General features: G+C 67.0%; 16 protein-coding genes. 11 read left to right on the forward strand and 5 right to left on the reverse strand.

Features of this window, described 5'->3' with window-relative positions:
- Position 1 precedes the first annotated feature (1 nt).
- Genes AU198_RS08755 through AU198_RS08800 form a run of 10 tightly spaced genes read left to right on the forward strand, consistent with a single transcriptional unit; the run spans position 2 to position 10,291 of the window.
- Entirely contained in the window at positions 2–853 is an 852-nt protein-coding gene (locus AU198_RS08755) for an MlaE family ABC transporter permease (RefSeq protein ID WP_064347642.1), read from the forward strand.
- The gene (locus tag AU198_RS08760) at positions 853–1,707 is read left to right on the forward strand and encodes an ABC transporter permease (protein WP_064347644.1); all 855 of its coding nucleotides are present in this window, start codon (positions 853–855) and stop codon (positions 1,705–1,707) included. The genes AU198_RS08755 and AU198_RS08760 overlap by 1 nt, the downstream gene beginning before the upstream one ends.
- Positions 1,671–3,086 (forward strand): MlaD family protein, encoded by a 1,416-nt coding sequence (locus AU198_RS08765; protein WP_353612083.1) that lies wholly within the window; start codon positions 1,671–1,673, stop codon positions 3,084–3,086. Before AU198_RS08760 ends, AU198_RS08765 begins: the two co-directional genes overlap by 37 nt.
- The gene (locus AU198_RS08770; protein WP_082690933.1) at positions 3,083–4,156 is read left to right on the forward strand and encodes an MlaD family protein; all 1,074 of its coding nucleotides are present in this window, start codon (positions 3,083–3,085) and stop codon (positions 4,154–4,156) included. The genes AU198_RS08765 and AU198_RS08770 overlap by 4 nt, the downstream gene beginning before the upstream one ends.
- A 4-nt stretch (positions 4,157–4,160) precedes the next feature.
- Positions 4,161–5,216 carry an MCE family protein gene (locus AU198_RS08775; RefSeq protein WP_064347650.1) on the forward strand — a complete coding sequence of 352 codons (1,056 nt, stop codon included), beginning with the start codon at positions 4,161–4,163 and terminating at the stop codon, positions 5,214–5,216.
- Positions 5,213–6,310, forward strand: coding sequence for an MCE family protein (locus AU198_RS08780; protein WP_064347651.1), 1,098 nt, complete (start codon positions 5,213–5,215; stop codon positions 6,308–6,310). The genes AU198_RS08775 and AU198_RS08780 overlap by 4 nt, the downstream gene beginning before the upstream one ends.
- On the forward strand, positions 6,310–7,602 hold the full coding sequence (locus AU198_RS08785; RefSeq protein ID WP_064347653.1) for an MCE family protein: 1,293 nt from the start codon (positions 6,310–6,312) through the stop codon (positions 7,600–7,602). The genes AU198_RS08780 and AU198_RS08785 overlap by 1 nt, the downstream gene beginning before the upstream one ends.
- Positions 7,599–8,849 (forward strand): MlaD family protein, encoded by a 1,251-nt coding sequence (locus AU198_RS08790; RefSeq protein WP_064347654.1) that lies wholly within the window; start codon positions 7,599–7,601, stop codon positions 8,847–8,849. The genes AU198_RS08785 and AU198_RS08790 overlap by 4 nt, the downstream gene beginning before the upstream one ends.
- Positions 8,850–8,906: 57 nt before the next feature.
- The gene (locus AU198_RS08795; protein ID WP_064347656.1) at positions 8,907–9,557 is read left to right on the forward strand and encodes an Rv1363c family protein; all 651 of its coding nucleotides are present in this window, start codon (positions 8,907–8,909) and stop codon (positions 9,555–9,557) included.
- Positions 9,554–10,291 carry a DUF3298 domain-containing protein gene (locus AU198_RS08800; protein ID WP_231744610.1) on the forward strand — a complete coding sequence of 246 codons (738 nt, stop codon included), beginning with the start codon at positions 9,554–9,556 and terminating at the stop codon, positions 10,289–10,291. Before AU198_RS08795 ends, AU198_RS08800 begins: the two co-directional genes overlap by 4 nt.
- Here AU198_RS08800 and AU198_RS08805 read toward each other — a convergent pair.
- Together AU198_RS08805 and AU198_RS08810 are read right to left on the reverse strand one after the other, a co-directional pair.
- On the reverse strand, positions 10,281–10,718 hold the full coding sequence (locus tag AU198_RS08805; RefSeq protein WP_231744611.1) for a DUF2599 domain-containing protein: 438 nt from the start codon (positions 10,716–10,718) through the stop codon (positions 10,281–10,283). The two genes, AU198_RS08800 and AU198_RS08805, sit on opposite strands and share 11 nt — an antisense overlap.
- A gap of 14 nt (positions 10,719–10,732) precedes the next feature.
- A complete protein-coding gene (locus AU198_RS08810) occupies positions 10,733–12,208 on the reverse strand; it encodes an aldehyde dehydrogenase family protein (protein ID WP_064347657.1) in 1,476 nt (491 codons plus the stop codon).
- A gap of 82 nt (positions 12,209–12,290) precedes the next feature.
- Between AU198_RS08810 and AU198_RS08815 the strand changes: the two genes are divergently transcribed.
- Positions 12,291–13,085: a FadR/GntR family transcriptional regulator gene (locus AU198_RS08815; protein WP_064347660.1), complete on the forward strand. Its 795-nt coding sequence runs from the start codon at positions 12,291–12,293 to the stop codon at positions 13,083–13,085.
- 4 nt (positions 13,086–13,089) lie between these two features.
- Here AU198_RS08815 and AU198_RS08820 read toward each other — a convergent pair whose 3' ends face one another.
- From AU198_RS08820 to AU198_RS08830, 3 genes are all read right to left on the reverse strand, one after another.
- Positions 13,090–14,298, reverse strand: coding sequence for a CaiB/BaiF CoA transferase family protein (locus AU198_RS08820; RefSeq protein ID WP_064347661.1), 1,209 nt, complete (start codon positions 14,296–14,298; stop codon positions 13,090–13,092).
- Positions 14,299–14,344: 46 nt separating this feature from the next.
- Entirely contained in the window at positions 14,345–15,478 is a 1,134-nt protein-coding gene (locus tag AU198_RS08825) for a DUF7064 domain-containing protein (protein WP_064347663.1), read from the reverse strand.
- A 91-nt stretch (positions 15,479–15,569) separates the two neighbouring features.
- Positions 15,570–16,430, reverse strand: coding sequence for an acyl-CoA thioesterase (locus tag AU198_RS08830; protein ID WP_064347665.1), 861 nt, complete (start codon positions 16,428–16,430; stop codon positions 15,570–15,572).
- Between the last annotated feature and the right edge of the window lie 5 nt (positions 16,431–16,435).

Here is a 16,435-nt window from a genome sequence, read left to right on the forward strand (position 1 = left end):
GATGACCGCACCGCGACAGGTGTACCCGAGCCCGCTGGGCGAGGTGGGCGACTGGGGGCGCGGCTACGTCCAGCGCCACCCCGTCGCGGCGCTGAATACCGTTGGTAGTCAGTGCATCCTTGGCCTGCAGGCAATCCGGTACCTGATCGTCGACATCGTCAGGTGGCGGTTCCCGTTCTGGGAGTTCGTCGAGCAGGCCGCGTTCATGGCGTCGACGGCGATGTTGCCCACCATGTGCGTGGCGATCCCGATCGGGGTGACGCTGCAAATCCAGTTCGCCCTGTTGGCCGGCCAGGTCGGCGCCACCTCGCTGGCCGGTGCCGCCAGCGGGCTCGCGGTGATCCGTCAGGGCGCGCCGCTGGTGGCCGCCCTGCTGATGGCGTCCGCGGTGGGCTCGGCGATCTGCGCGGACCTCGGGTCGCGCACCATCCGGGAAGAGGTGGACGCCCTTGAGGTGCTCGGTATCTCGGCGGTACGCAGGCTCGTCGTCCCCCGGCTGGCGGCGGCCATCGTCGTCGGTGTCGCACTGACCGGACTGGTGTGTTTCATCGGGTTCCTGGCCGGCTATCTGTTCAACACCTTCGCCCAGAACGGTGCTCCGGGTAGCTTCGTGATGACCTTCGCCTCGTTCGCGACGGTCGGCGACCTCATCCTCACCCTGATCAAGGCGGTCGTGTTCGCCGCCATCGTGGCAATCGTCGCGTGCGACAAGGGACTTACCACCAAGGGTGGGCCGGCGGGCGTGGCGAACTCGGTCAACGCGACCGTGGTGGCGTCTATCCTCCTGCTGATGATCACCAACGTGGTGTTCACCCAGATGTACGTGCTGCTCTTCCCCAAGGCAGCGCTCTGATGGCGGCGCCCTACTACCCCAAGGGTGTCCGCCCGATCCTCACCGCGTCGACGTCGGTGGCCGGCCTCGGTGTCCGACTGGGCCACATGTTGACCTTCTTCAGCCGCGCGGTCGCCGGTTTCCCGCTGGCGGTCACCCGATACCGCAAGGCGTTCCTGACCATTCTGTCCGACGTCACGTGGGGAAACGGATCGATCGTCGTCGGCGGCGGCACCGCATGGGTGATCATCCTTCTCGGGGCAACGGCGGGCGCGATCGTGGGTATCGAGGGGTACCAGGCTCTGCACCTGCTGGGCATGGAACCCGCTGCGGGACTGCTGTCTTCGACGGTGTCCACCCGGGAGCTCGCGCCGGTGATGGCCGCGTTGGCGTTCGCCGCGCAGGCCGGCTGCCGGTTCACCGCGCAGTTGGGCTCGATGCGGATCTCCGAGGAGATCGACGCCATCGAGTCGCTGGCGATCCGTCCGCTGCCGTACCTGGTCAGCACCCGGCTTCTTGCTTCGGTGGTGGCGATCATCCCGCTCTACATCCTGTGCCTGGTCGTGAACTACGCGGCGGTGCAGAGCATCGTCACTTTCGCGGGCGGATTGTCGGCGGGGTCCTTCGAGCACTACTTCCGGCTGGTACTCACCGGCCAGGACATCGTGTACTCGGTCATCAAGGCGATCGTCTTCGTGATCATCACATCCACAATCCAGTGCTACTACGGCTATTTCGCCGCCGGTGGGCCACAAGGGGTCGGCATCGCCGCCGGCCGCGCGATGCGGGCGAGCATCTCGGTCATGATCATCGCCAATCTCCTTCTCACCATCGGGTTGTGGGGAATCGGCTCCGGCGCAAGGCTCGGTGGCTGACGATGGCGCAGAGCTTCGAATCGGCGGCCAAACCCGTATCCGACGCCCGGCTGCTGCTGCGTGGGGTCGCGCTGCTGCTCGGCACGGTCCTGTTGGCGGCCGCGGCGATCGCCAAGTCCGAAGGGATGTTCTCGAACCGCGTCGAAGTGGTCGCCTTGCTGGCCAACGTCGGAGACGGGCTGCCGAAGGGCTCCGACGTCAAGTTCCGCGGTGCCCTGGTCGGCACCGTCGAAGGCGTCACACCGAGCATCGACGGTGGCGACAACGAGGTCGACCTGAGCCTGGACCCCCACTTCGCGCACGCGATTCCCGCCACGGTCACCGCGCGTGTCGTTCCCGGCAACGTGTTCGCGGTGTCGTCGATCCAGCTGGTGGACAACGGATCCGGTCCTGCATTGCGATCTGGAGCGCAGATCCACCAGGACGACAGCCTGGCCACCGTCCAGTTCCAGACCGCGCTGTCGAAGCTGCGTGAGGTGCTCGCCGCCGCGGGCCGGCCGGGGTCCAGCGACACCGTCGGCGTGCTGGCCGCCGTCGCCGAGGCCACCAGCGGTCGGGGTGACGAACTCGAACGGGCGGGCAGCGGGGCCAACCGCATCGTCGACGAACTCAACCGCGTGATGGCCGACGACGGCACCGAAGCCACGCTCTCGGTGTTGTCCGAGGCGCTGCAGGGCCTTCAGAGGAGCTCACCGGACCTGCTGGACGCCGTGCACAGTGCGGTAGTGCCCATGCGCACCTTCGCCGAGAAGCGTCAGGACCTTGCCCACTTCTTGTCGGCCGGACACACGACATTCGGTGAAGTGGGCACCGCCTTCGAGAACAACACCGACCGGATGATCGTGATCACCACCCAGCTGTCCCCGGTGATGGGCGTAATGGCCGACGGCGCGGGCGCCTTCGCACCGATCGTCACTCGGATCAACGACGTCACCAACCGCTTCTTCGACCACGTGTGGCATGAGGACAAGAACATGGCGGTCGGAAAGTTCATGCTGGTTCTCACGCCGAACCGGATGTACACCCGTCAGGACTGCCCCCGCTACGGCGCACTCGAGGGACCGAGCTGTCGCACCGCTCCACTGACCGCCGACCCGCCGGTGCTGCCCCGGCAACTCGACCCGCGCAACTACCAACCGCCCGGGGGCAATGTGGGTTCGGTTGGCAGCCCCGAAGAGCGCGCGCAGCTGAGCGAACTGCTCGGGCCGGAGCCGAATGCCGCCGCGGAGTTGCTGTTCGGCCCTGTTGCTCGGGGCAACACCGTGCAGATCGTCCCGGATCCGTCGGCGCACGCTGCGGCACCGCCACCGGGACCGCCTCTGGCCGCGGAGGCCGCGCTTCCCGGGCCCACCGCTGCAGAAGGGAGCAACGGCCCGTGACATCGACCGGCCCACCCGTCAGGACCCCGTTGAGGAGGCACATCCGCCCGCTGACCGGGCTGTGCATCTTCCTCGTCGTCTGCCTGGCCCTGATCTGGACGGTGTTCGTCACGTTGAAGCGTGAGGTGGACGGCCAAACCCATTCGTACAGCGCGATCTTCACCGACGTGTCCGGGCTCAAGGTGGGTGACGAGGTGCGGATGGCGGGGGTCAAGGTGGGCCGGGTCGACGACATTGCGCTCGACGGAACCGATGCGCGGGTGCAGTTCCAGGTGCAGTCCGAGCAGGTGCTCTACGGAGACACCAAGGCCGCGATCGTCTACCAGAACATCATCGGCCAGCGCTATCTCGGCCTGTCGTTGGCCGACTACGGTGATCCGCGGGTGCTGCCCGCCGGTGCGGTGATCCCCGTCGAGCGCACGGAGCCCTCGTTCGACATCTCGCGGCTGCTCAACGGGTTCGAGCCGCTGTTCGCGCTGCTCAACCCCGACCAGGTCGACAATCTCACGACCGCCATCGTCCGGTCGCTGCAGGGCGACACCGGCGCGATCGCGACCATGATCTCCGAGACGACCCGTCTCGCGGAGTCGTACTCGGGCACCGACGCGATCCTCGACGGCGTGCTGGTCCATTTGAACAAGGTCGTGGCCTCGCTGGCCGACCACGGTGGCGCATTGAACGACACCATCGATTCGGCGGAGACGACATTCAACGGATTCGCCGCGCGCCGTGCCGAATTCGTCAACTCGATGGACCAGGTGTCGATCGTGGGCGAACGGTTGGCCAACGTCATCACCGACGTGCAACCGGACATGCGGGAATGGCTGGCCCGCGAGCCGGGTTTCGCCAAACACTTCATGGAGGACAAACAGGGATTCGCCTATATGGCCTTCAACACGCCCTTGATGCTCAAGGGTCTGGCCAGGTTCAGTCAGGGTGGGGCGTACCTCGACGTGTACGCGTGCAACCTGACAGTCAGCCAGTTCCCGCGCATCGACAGCCTGATCAACGCGATCGTGCGGGAGGGTACGCCCGAAGACCGTTTGACCTACAGCCAGAAGTGTCGGTGACACCATGACGGAGCTCCAGGAGAAGCCGACCGGAAAACGGTTGTGGCTTCGGTCCGTTCGGTCCTACAGCAAGTTGCAGCTCGGCCTGATCTCGGTTCTGGTCATCGCGCTGGCCCTGGGCGGGGCGCTCGGCCTCGGCAGGCTCGGGTTGGGCAAGGACGTCTACACCGCCGAATTCGCCCAGGCGGCGGGTTTGAGTGTGGGCGACCAGGTGACCGTGGCCGGTGTGCGCGTCGGTCGGGTGACGAGCATGCGGCTCTCGCGTGACCATGTGTCCGTCGGCCTCGAGATCGACGACGACATACCGGTCGGCTCGGCCACCCGCGCCTCGATCAAGCTCACCACGCTGCTCGGTGCGCGATACGTCGACGTGCAGCCGGCGGGTTCGAAGCCACTGTCGGACAGGCGCATTCCGATGGCCAACACCGAGGTTCCCTACGACCTCCAGTCCGCCCTGCAGGACGCTACCACGACCTTCGAGGCCGTCGACGCCGAGAAGATCGCGCAGTCGATGACGACGCTGTCGACGCAGTTGGAGGGTGCGCCCGAGGTGCTTCCGCAGGCCCTGCACAACATCGAGCACCTCTCATCGGTGATCGCGTCGCGCCGTGACCAGATCTACGACCTGCTGCGCAGCACCGAGCAGGTGGCCGAGTTGCTCGGCAACCAGCAGCGCAGCCTGGGTCTGCTGATGACCCAGGGCCGCGAGGTGCTCGGCGATCTGGCGGCGCGCAAGGAACTCGTGGTCCGGTTGATCGATGCCACCACAAAGTTGGTGAACCAGCTGCGGCCGGTGCTGATCGGTGACCGGCAGCGCATCGACGAACTGTTGCACAACCTCGAGGGCATGCTCGGCGCGGTGGGGCGCAACGAGGCGCTGCTGCGCAGCACCCTGCAGCTGATGCCCGTCACGGTCCGCAACTTCGCCAACGCCACCGGCAACGGCAACGAGTTCGACTTCACCTCGACCGGCGGCACCATGATCGACACATTCGTGTGCGCGATCAGCGGGCGCGCCAAGCAGTTCAACCTGCCGCCCTACTTCGGGGACTGCAAATGACCTCCCGGGCACTGGTGAAACTGATCGCGATTGTGGCGATGGTGTGCGGCGCCTGCGGGTGTTCGAGCAATCCGTTCGGTGAGCGGGACATGACGGTCATCGGCCTGTTCGACAGTGCGAGTGGGCTTTACGAGGGCAACGCGGTGTCGATTCTCGGTATGCCGGTCGGCACCGTCGTGAAGATCGAGGCGAAAGGCGCCTACGTCGAGGTGACGATGCGCATCGAGCCCGGCGTCAAGATCCCGGCCGACGCGCAGGCGGTGACCGTCTCCACCTCCATCCTCACCGACAGGCACGTCGAGTTCACGCCCGTTTACGAGGAGGGCCCGACACTCACCGACGGCCAGACCCTCGGGCTGGATCGCACCCGTACGCCGGTCGAATTCGACCGTGTGCTGGCGATGATCGACAAGCTCGCGGTGCAGCTGCAGGGCGACGGTCACGGCTCCGGACCGGTCGCCGACCTGCTCTCGGTGAGCGCCGCGATGACCGAGGGCAACGGCACCAAGATCCGGTCGGCGCTGGGGGAGCTGTCAACGGCGCTGAAGATGAGCAAGGAGCGCGGGGCGCCGACCGGTGACGCGATCTCCAAGATCGTCACCAACCTGGAGAGCCTGACCACGGCGGCCGCCGAGAACGACCAGACCATCCGCGACTTCGGCTCTTCGATGCGTCAACTCAGCGATGTGCTGGCGGCTCAACAGCTCGGGAGTGGATCGACCGGCGCGCAGATCAACCAGATCCTCACCGAGACAGCCGATCTGATCGAGGACAACCGGGACGCCCTGAAGACGACAGCCGCCGGCATGGAGACGACGACCAAGGCCATCGCCGAGTACCGGCGCGAGCTCGCGGAGTCGTTGGACGTGGCGCCGATGCTGCTCGACAACGTCTACAACATGATCGACCACGAGAAGGACGCCATCCGGGCCCACCCGGTGCTCGACAAGGTCGAACTCAACGGTCAGTTCACCAAGGAGGTGTGCAACCTGCTGGGCATGAAGCAGTTGGGCTGCACCACGGGCACCATTCAGGACTTCGGTCCCGATTTCGGAGTCACCAGTATGCTCGAGGGATTGGCCGGTCTTCCGTGATGAGACAGCCCAGAATGCAGCTGACCACGTCTACTTCGCCGAGACCGGCGCACCGAACGTTGCGCGCGCTGGGCGCACTCACCGCCTCAGTTGTCCTGGCGGGCGTGGTCGGTGGTTGTTCCATGGGCCTGGACCGGGTTCCGCTGCCGGCGCCGTCCGTCGGTCAGGACTCGTACGAGATCAGCGCGACGTTCGCCAATGCGCTGAACCTGCCCGCCAAGGCCAAGGTCCGGTTGTCCGGTGCCGATGTCGGTGAGGTTCAGTCGATGACTGCGCGCGATTACACGGCGGTGGTCACGATGCGGATTTCCTCCGACGTCGAGATCCCCTCCGGCACAAAGGCCGAGCTGCGTTCGGCCACCCCGCTCGGTGACATTTTCGTCGCGCTGACCCCGCCTCCGGGCGCGTCCGCGGCGACCACACCGTTACAGCCGGGCGCCGTGCTGCCCTTGGATTCCACCGCATCGGCCGCCTCGGTGGAGGACGTGCTGAGCACCGCGGCGCTGCTGGTCAATGGCGGCGCGATCCGCAACCTGACCCGGGTGATCAACGGGATGGGCCGCGCCGTCGGCGGCAAGGGTGAGGATCTGAACAAGTTCGTCGCCGAGTCCACCCGGCTGATCCAGAGCCTCTCGGCGCGTTCGGATTCCATCAAGCGGGCGCTCGCCCAGACCGACGATCTCTCGGCCACGATGGCGACCCGCCAGGAATCCATCGACGCGGCCATCGAGGCGGCCGGGCCGGCGCTGGGCGCCGTCGCGGAGAACACCGACCGAATCGTCGATCTGATCGCCCAGGTCAATCGGATCACGTTGCAACTGGCGAAGTTTCCGTCGGTGCGCGGGGAGGAGTCCCGCAGCATGATGGCCGACCTCAACCGGCTCTCCGAGGGGCTCAACGACGCGGCGACGGCTCCCGGCGCGTCCCTGGCCAACTTCAACCTGATGTTCGGTCCGATCCTCAAGACGACCAACTCGACTGCATCCAATGTGGAGATCGACCTCGCCGACCTGGCCGTCGGGGCGTTCGCCGACCCCTATCACCCCGCGGACCCGGGAAGCCGTGGGCCTGGCCGCGAGGACTTCCGCAACATGGTCGGCAGCATCTCCTACGAGCTGTTGATGATTCGCAACAAGTTCTGGGGTAAACCCACAGCGCCGCCGGGAGTGGTGCCGCCGCCGAACCTGATCGGACCCAGTCCGGGCAACCTCACACCCGCCCCGCCGCCGCCGGGGCTGCCACCGCCACCGCCGACGGCTCCGCCGGGGGCGTCACTGGAGGGCACGCCGTGAGACTGGTGCTGAATGCGTTGCGATGGGCCAAGCTGCGCCGCCTGGGCCTGTCGGCGCTCGCACTGGCGACGATGTTCGTCGTCGGCGTGACCTACCTGATATTCGGGACACTGCGGCTCGATCCGGTGAGCACCGAATCCATTGTTCGCGTTCACCTCGACCAGACCGGCGGTCTGCTGCCGGGCCAGGACGTGACGCTGCGGGGCGTCCCGGTCGGCCGGGTGCGCTCGATCGAGCTGTCCGACACGGGCGCCGTTGCGGTGGCGGCGCTTCATCCGGGCACGAGGATCCCCACCAACACCGAGGTCAGGGTCTCCGCGCTGTCCCCGGCCGGTGAGCAGTATCTGGACTTTCGCGCCGACCGCAACGACGGGCCGTATCTGGCCGACGGTGCCGAAATCGCCAGCGACCGAACGCGGACACCGGTGACGTTGGCCAAGCTGCTCGGGGACCTCGACGGCACCCTGGAACAGATCGACACCGCACGGTTGTCGGCGGTCCTCGACGAGCTGCGGGTCGGGCCGGAGGGGGCCGACAAGCTCGCCGCCATTCTCGACGGTGGCGCGTTCCTGGTGTCGACGCTGGATTCGGTTCTGCCCCAGACGGTCAGCCTGATCCGCAACAGCAAGGTGGTGCTGTCGACGGTGCGTGACGTCGGCCCCGGCATGGCCGCGACATCGGCGGACCTGTCGACGATCCTCGGCGGCGTGGAACGCATGGACGGCGGATACCGGACCCTGCTGGACCGTGCGCCCGAGGCGTTCGCGGGCATCGATGCCGTCATCGCCGACAACTCACCGACGATGGTGCAACTGCTGGGGAATCTGACCACCGTGTCGCAACTGGTGTATCAGCGGGTGCCGGCTCTGGAGGAGTTCTTCTTCCCGCAGTACCGGACCGGTTCGGCGCTCGAAGCGATCGGCAGCACCTTCCGCGACGGCGGGGTGTGGGGAGCGGTGAGCCTGTACTCGCGGTACGGGTGTGACTACAACCTTCCGAAGGCACCGCCGACGCTGACCGACTTCCCGGAGCCCTTCCTGTACACCTACTGCCCGAACCCCGACCCCAAATACCTTGTGCGCGGAGCCCGTAACGCACCGCGGCCGCCCGGTGACGACACCGCCGGCCCACCGCCGGGTGCGCATCCGTTGCAACGCGCCGATCCGGTTCCCACCGGTCCGCTCACGATCCCGACGCCGTTCGGCGGCCCCGTCCTTCCGCTTCCGCCACCACCGAGTGGTCCCTGATGCGCGCCAACGCGGGATACCCGGTCCGACGTTCAACTAGCCTGAAAGGAGCAGACGATGACTACCCGGGAACAGGTGCTGACACTGGACGCCAGCGACGACACCGACGCCGAAGACACGACCGAGGCGGCCGCCCAGGAGAGCACCGCTGCCGAACCCGAGACGCAGCCCGGTGCGAAAGCCGATGAGCCCGAGACGGATCCCCCCCGGCGCCGGTGGCTGCGTCGGCCCAACCGCAAGATCGTCGCGCTGGGACTGGGGGCCCTGCTCGTGGTCGGGTCGCTGGCCATCAGCGCAGTGCTGGCGATCGACCTGAAGCGGGAGCGGGAGGTGAGCGACGCCGGCCAGCAGGCCCTCGCCGCGGCACAGCAGTATGCGGTCGTCCTGACCAGTGTCGACGCCGCCAAACTCGACGAGAACTTCACGGCGGTTCTGGACGGTGCGACCGGTGAGTTCAAGCAGATGTACAGCGAGTCCAGCAGTCAGCTCAAACAAGCGCTCATCGACAACAAGGCCAGAGCCGACGGCAAGGTGATCGCGGCCGGTATCAAGTCGGCGACCAAGGACAAGGTCGAGGTGATGCTCTTCCTTGACCAGTCGGTCACCAACGCACTGAATCCCGAACCGCGCCTTGACCGCAACCGCATCATCATCACCATGGAAAAGGTCGACGGCCGCTGGCTGGCCAGTGATGTCGTGCTCCCGTGAGCCGGCTGCTGGCGCGGTGGTCGGGCGCGCTGCTCGGCGTCGCGCTCGTGGGAGCGCTCGTCGGGACGCCACCGGCGGCCGACGCTGACACCACATCCAACGGCGTCACCTACACCGTCGTACCCGACGTCCGGGCGGGAACCAGCCCGCAAGGTCCGGGTGAGTGGACGGTGAACTACGAAAAGCTTGCGGGCGGCGACCCCGCGGTCACCGATGCGATCAACCGGATCCTCGACGACGAGGCCGACGGTCAGGTGTGGCTCTTCGCCGCCAGCGCCAGCAAGAGTTCGCCGTGGACGTTCAACACCCAGGGCAGGTTGCAGTTCCGGCCGATGACCATCTCGGAACTGTGGCAGGGCCGATACCACGCCGTCGAGCTGCCCAACATGCCCGTCGACACCGTGGCGACCCGAGTATTCGACTCACGCAGCGGAATCCAGATCGTGTGGAAGAACCTGTTCGTCGACGAACAGGCCGGACTGAACCGGCTGGGCGAGCTGACCGAAAAGATCCTGCCCGCCACCTACCCGGAGCCGCCGCTGGGCGGATGGGGCGAGTACTACGCCGGATGGGCGCCGGTGGAGCGCAACTTCCGATTCTGGATCCCGACCGATGCCGGCATCCAGATGTACTTCCCCGAAGGCCAATTCGGCAGGGAGGTGCGATCGATCACGATCCCGTGGGCCGGGGTACAGGATCTGATCGCTCCCATGTTCGCACCGATCACCAGTTGAGGACGTCCTCCGGTCCGCCGGGGTTACACCCGGAGTTCTGCATGATGATGCTCGACACGACCGGTCGCCACGGTTCGAGGTTCCACGTGCCGACCTTGCCCGGATTGGTGAACGTCGACAGCTGCCAGTAGCACAGGAACTGGTTCTGCATCGACAGCGTGTTGGCGTCGGGCGCATGCTCGAGCAACTCCGCCCACGCGTCGTAACTCTGCGCGCCGTTGCTGAACGGGCCCGAACCCGCCCATCCCCAAGGTGTGGGATAGATCCGCAGAGTCGCCCGGTCGCCGTGATATTCCCAGACGGTGTGGTCGATGTAGTCGGGGGAGCCCGGCGGCCGCGTGGGCGGTGGTTGGGCATGCGCAACCACCGCGCCGGGACACAGCATGACGGCGCCCGCAGCCACCGCGAGCAGTCGACCAATCCTCACGGCCTCACCTCACATCAGCCGACCGGCCATTGAAGTGCCTTGTGCTGCAAGTACTCCGCCAACCCGTACTCGCCGAATTCCCGACCGATGCCGCTGTGCTTGTACCCGCCGAACGGCGCGCTCGGGTTCAGTCCGCCACCGCCACCATTGATGATGACCGTGCCCGCGCGCAACCGGCGTCCCACCGCCACCGCCCGCAGCGGGTCGGCCGACCAGACGCCGCCCGCCAAACCGTAGCGGCTGTCGTTGGCCAGCCGTACCGCCTCGTCGTCGTCGCCGAACGGGATGACCACACCGACCGGGCCGAAGAACTCGTCCTGGGCGATGCGCATCTTGTTGTCGACCCCGACGAACAGCGTCGGCTCCACGAAGTAGCCGCGTTCCAACTGCGCGGGACGCTTCCCGCCGAAGGCGATCTGCGCCCCCTCGTCGACTCCGGTGGCGATCAGCGACTCGACCCGCTGGCGTTGCACCTCGCGGATCAGCGGCCCCATCATCGTCGCCGGATCCGACGGGTCACCCACGCTGATGAACCCGAGCACACCGGTGATCCGGGCGACCAGCTCGTCGTGCAGCGACTGGTGCACCAGGATGCGGGTCAGCAGCGCACAGCCCTGGCCGGCGTGCGTGACGATGCCCGCGAGCACACTCTCCATCACCTTGTCCAGGTCGGCGTCGTCGAGGATGATGTTCGCCGACTTGCCGCCGAGTTCGAGAACGACCTTCTTCAGCGAATCCGCCGCCTGCGTATAGACCCTGCGGCCCACCGCGTCCGAGCCGGTGAAGCTGACCAGGTCCACTCCGGGATGCGTGGTCAGCGCCTCGCCTTCGGCGATGTCGCCGGTGACCACGTTGAGCACGCCCGGCGGAAGACCGGCGGCCTCGGCCACCTCACCGAGCACCAGCGCCTCCAGCGGCGTGTAGGGCGACGGTTTGAGCACCGAGGTGCACCCGGCGGCCAATGCGGGTCCGATCTTGGCCAGGTTCAACAGGAACGGGAAGTTGAACGGCGTGATCAGGGCGGCGACGCCGTAGGGTTCGCGCAGCATCATGCCCTGACCGATGCCGCGGCCCGTCACCGGGCGCACCGGCGGCTCGAAGTCGAACTGCGGCAGCACCCTGTCGGTCAGGTCGCGAAAGTGATCGATCGGGGTGCCGACCTGAAGCATCTCGGAGAGCATGCGAGTCGAGCCGGCCTCGGCGATGTTCAGTTCGATGAGTTCGTCTCGGCGGCGGGTGAGTTCGTCGGCCATGGCGGCCAGGATGCGGCCACGCTCGGCGGGGCGCATCGTCGGCCACGGTCCGTCGTCGAACGCGGAGCGGGCGGCGGTGACAGCGGCGTCGACGTCGGCGACGGTTGCCTGGGGCACCTCGGCGATGGGTTCTTCGGTCGCCGGGTTCACCACCGTGACGGTGTCGTTGCCGGCGCCCGGCGTCCATGCGCCGTCGATGAACAACCCCTTGTGCGCGGAGACGGTCGTCGCTGTCACTGAATTCCTCCTAGGTGCGCGTCATTGAGTAAGCTGAATTAGCTGATTGGTTGGTGTCTTCGGCGGGTAGGGCAGGAGGGCGATGGAGCTGAACGGCCGCGGTGACCGCTCGTCCAAGCTCGTTCGCGCTCCCAAAACCGCCGAGCTGATCGCCGACCACCTGCGCAGCAGCATCGTGCGTGGTGTGCTCAAGAAGGGTGACGCATTGCCGACCGAGGTGGAACTGGTCCGGCAGTTCGGGGTGTCGCGACCCACGTTGCGCGAGGCTTTCCGGATCCTGGAGAGCGAGTCGCTGATCGTGGTGCGTCGCGGTTCGCGCGGCGGAGTGCTGGTGTCCTCGCCGGAAACCGCGGTGGCCGCCCGGGATTTCGGCCTGCTGCTGCAGATGTCGAAAACCACGCTGGCCGATGTGTACGAGGCGCGTAAGGTCTTCGAACCGGCCGCCGTCGAGATGTTGGCCAAGCGGGCCAAACCCGACGACATCGCCGAATTGCGGTCTGCCTGTTCGGCTTTGGCGGCTCTGATCGCCGAAGGCACCGAGAACGCCGACTTCGGCGAGTGGTCGGCGGTTGTCTTCCGGTTTCACGACGTCATCCTCGAGCGCTCCGGAAACAACACCATGGCCCTGGTCGGGGCGGTGTTGCGCGATGTCATCACCAAGCACATGGATCGCGCTGTCACCACCGCGGCCGGTCCCGAGGTGATCGAAAAGCAGTTCAAGCAGACCCTGCGTACCTTCGAAAAGTTCATCGGCCTGATCGAACACGGGGATGCGGTAGGGGCCAGGGAACTCTGGACCGCCCACATGAATCGCGCGGGCCGCCAGATGCTGTGGGGCGACCTCGCCAACGAAACGGTCCTCGACCTGTACTCCTGACACGTCAGCCCAGCACTCCCTGTTCGCGCAGGCCGGCGATCGTGTCCCAGTCCATGCCGCAGTCCAGCAGGATCTCCTCGGTGTGCTGGCCGAGTTCGGGTGCCGGACCGACCGGAGTGGTCGGCACGCCGTCGAATTGATAGGGCGGGGCGACCAGACGGAACGGCTTGCCGTCGGCGCCGACGACCTCGGGCAGATAGCCGTTCTCGGCGACCTGCGGGCTCGCGCAGACCTCCTCAAACGTCGCGGCCGCCGACCACACGCCGGAGAAACCGGCCAACGCGCTGCGCCACTCCTCGAGCGTGCGGCCACCGAATGTGGCGTCCAATTCCGCGACGCACTCGGCACTGTTGACGAAGCGCGAAAAGGCGTCGCGGAACCGCTCATCGTCGATCAGGTCGTCACGCCCGATCAGCGTGCAGAGTTCGGCCCAGAACCGGTCGGCCTGCAGGCACACCAGGTTCAGCCATCGGTCATCGGAGGTGCGGTAGTAGTTGACGATCGGATTCGGCGCCGCCTTGCGTTCGATGCGCGGCAGTTCCCCGGACCCGGTCGCCGCCGCGGCGATGTCGGGGCCCATCGTCCACATTCCGGTGTTCAGCAGCGAGACGTCGATCAGCGCGCCCTCACCCGACCGTTCCCGCCGGAACAGTGCCATCGCCACCGCACCGGCGATGGCGCTGGAACCCTGCAGGTCGAAGAACGCGGCTGGTTGCGCCGCGGGGTCGGTCGCCCCCGGGGCGGTCAGCTTGTTCTGCACTCCCGCCGCCGACCACGCTGCGGCGGAATCGAATCCGCCGGTCGATGCGTTGGGTCCGGTGCTGCCCCAACCGGATCCCCGTACGTACACCAGCCGGGGATTGTGAGCGCGTAGATCGTCGGGATCGATCCCGAGTTTGGCCCGGACCTTCGGCAGGTAGCTGGTGAGGAAGACATCCGCGGTCTTGACGAGTTGGCGCAGCGCGTCCAGGCCGGCCGGGGTGGTCAAGTCGAGGGTGATGCTGCGCTTACCCCGATTGGGCACGTGCAGAAAGGGGTTGGGCGCGCTGTCATCGGCGTTGAGCGCATTGCGCAACGCGCGCTGGGGATCACCGGTCGGGGGTTCCACCTTGATCACGTCGGCGCCGAGGTCGGCCATGATGGCGCCGGCCCCCGGCACGAACGTCCATGCCGCCACCTCGACGACGCGAACACCCTCGAACGGTCCAGCCATACTCATCCTCCTGCTGCCTGCGAAGGTCCGAATACCGAGAGGAGCGTCACCGCACCGCCTGAAGCGCGTCACGCATCCGAGCGAAGTGCTTGGGCTCCCAGATGTCCTGGTCCTCACCCCAACCGATGCGCCCGTCCATGTCGAACCGCATCAATGCCGTACTGCCGGCGCCGTATTCGCTGATGTGGCTGACCGTGAAGCCCTCCGTGGCCATGTGCCTGCCCAGCACGTCGGTCAACCGCAGCTCCATGTGCGAACTCCACCCGGTGACCGGGTCGCGGTAGTTCTTCATGACGCTGGCCGATTTGTCGAGTGAGGCGAATTCGCCGTCGCGCAGCAGCCATCCGTGGTTGAGCGGTGACCAGCCGTCGGCGCCGCCCTCGGCGACCCGCACGAAGGCCAGGAAGCCGGCCTCCGGCCCGGTGTGGGCGAACACGTACTGGATGCGTCCGCGTCCGCGCTCGCGTTCGATCTGGCGCCACAGCGGCCCGCCCGGGTGCAGGATCCGCTCGCTGTCGCCTGACCGTTTGCCGCTGCCCGGTTTCCGAGGTGCTCCGCGTGGTGCCCAGGACCGGTCGCGCACCGAGTAGCAGTCGACCGGGATGTGCTCGCCGTCCAACGTCAGCACGCCGGTCACGTGACCGACCTGGTCGAAATGGGTGTGGTTCATGAAGGGTGGCTCACCGGGAGTGAACCGGCGCGGGTCGTGCAGGCCCTCGAAATGCAGGCTGATGGCGAAGTCGGCTGCCGCATCGGCGAACTCGATCTGATACTCGCGCAGGGGACGCAGCATCCGCACCGAGAAGCCGCCGCCGGGGATGGCGATGTCGCGCAGGTCGGGGTTCGGATCCGTCACCGGCACCTCGGTCTGCATCCGGAAGTAGCGCAGCTTGTCCGGATCGGCGCCACGGGGGTCCCACAGGTACACGCGCCAGGTGACGGTGCGCCGGGTGGTGTGGAACGTGGCGTGCAGCCAGCAGCCGATCTTTCGTTCCGGGATGTTGAAGGACCACCAGGTGGTCTCGGCCCAATAGGGGTCGCCTTCCGGCGCGGGGTGGAAGTTGTCGTCGGCGGGGAGCATCGGCGTATCGGCGGTGATCACCGAGGTCCGATCCGCCTGGTGTGTGGTGTCGGTGCGATCCGTCCGCGTCGCTGCGTCCGGACTGCTGGCCCGTGGCATGGCGTCATCCTAACGTAAAGGATACTAATTTAGGCGATACCGCGCAGATCCGTCCTGACAAATCGGCAGTCGTCCTGAGCCGCATGAATCCTCATGTGGCCGAACGCTTTTCATCGCGAGGCCTAGGGACATCGAAAAGCGACTCCTGTGCCAGCGTGGCCACGATCGTGCCCTGTGTGTCGTAGAGGTGGCCCGAGTACATTCCGCGCCCGCCCGCGGTCGCGATCGGATCCAGATCGATCAACAACCAGTCGTTGGGGTCTGCGCTCCGGTGTAGCCATACCGCGTGATCGACGCTCGGCAGCAGGCCGACCTGCTCGATCTGCGGCGCCCGGGACAATCCCGTGCACAGGTCGGACAGGAACACCATTCCGCAGGCCCGCACGTTGGGGTCGTCGGCCAGCGGTTCGCGGATGCGCAGCCACATTCGCGCCGGCCAGCGGTACCACGGCCGGGTGTCGTCGGGGACGCGCGCCTCCACGTCGAACGTGCGTGAGGCGTTGAGTTGGTGGGTGTCCAACTCGTCGGGCCGCTGCACCCGCGGTAGTTCGGCGGCCTGGAATTCGGGTGCGTCGGGTTTCGGGCGGCTGAACGAGCAGGACATCGAGAAGATCACCCCGTCGCCCTGGACGGCGGTGACGCGGCGCCCCGAGTAGCGCCCACCGTCGCGGTCGCGTTCCACCCGCAACTCGATCGGAGCGCTGGCATCGCCAGCGAGCAGGAAATAACCGTGGATGGAGTGCGCGACGCGATCCTCGGGCACGGTCAGGCTCGCGGCGCGTAGCGCCTGGGCGGCCACCTGCCCGCCATAGATCGTTCGCCTGCCGGTGACGCTGACCGGGTCGGCTCGAAAGCGGTCGTGGGGCAGCGCCTTGATGTGCAGCACCTCGGCGACGGTGGTCGGGGTGAGCTGCTCGCCGTCGAAGACCTCGCGTGTCAAGGTCATTGCCATCCCCG

It is taken from the genome of Mycobacterium sp. GA-1199, assembly GCF_001500045.1.
Taxonomy (GTDB): domain Bacteria; phylum Actinomycetota; class Actinomycetes; order Mycobacteriales; family Mycobacteriaceae; genus Mycobacterium.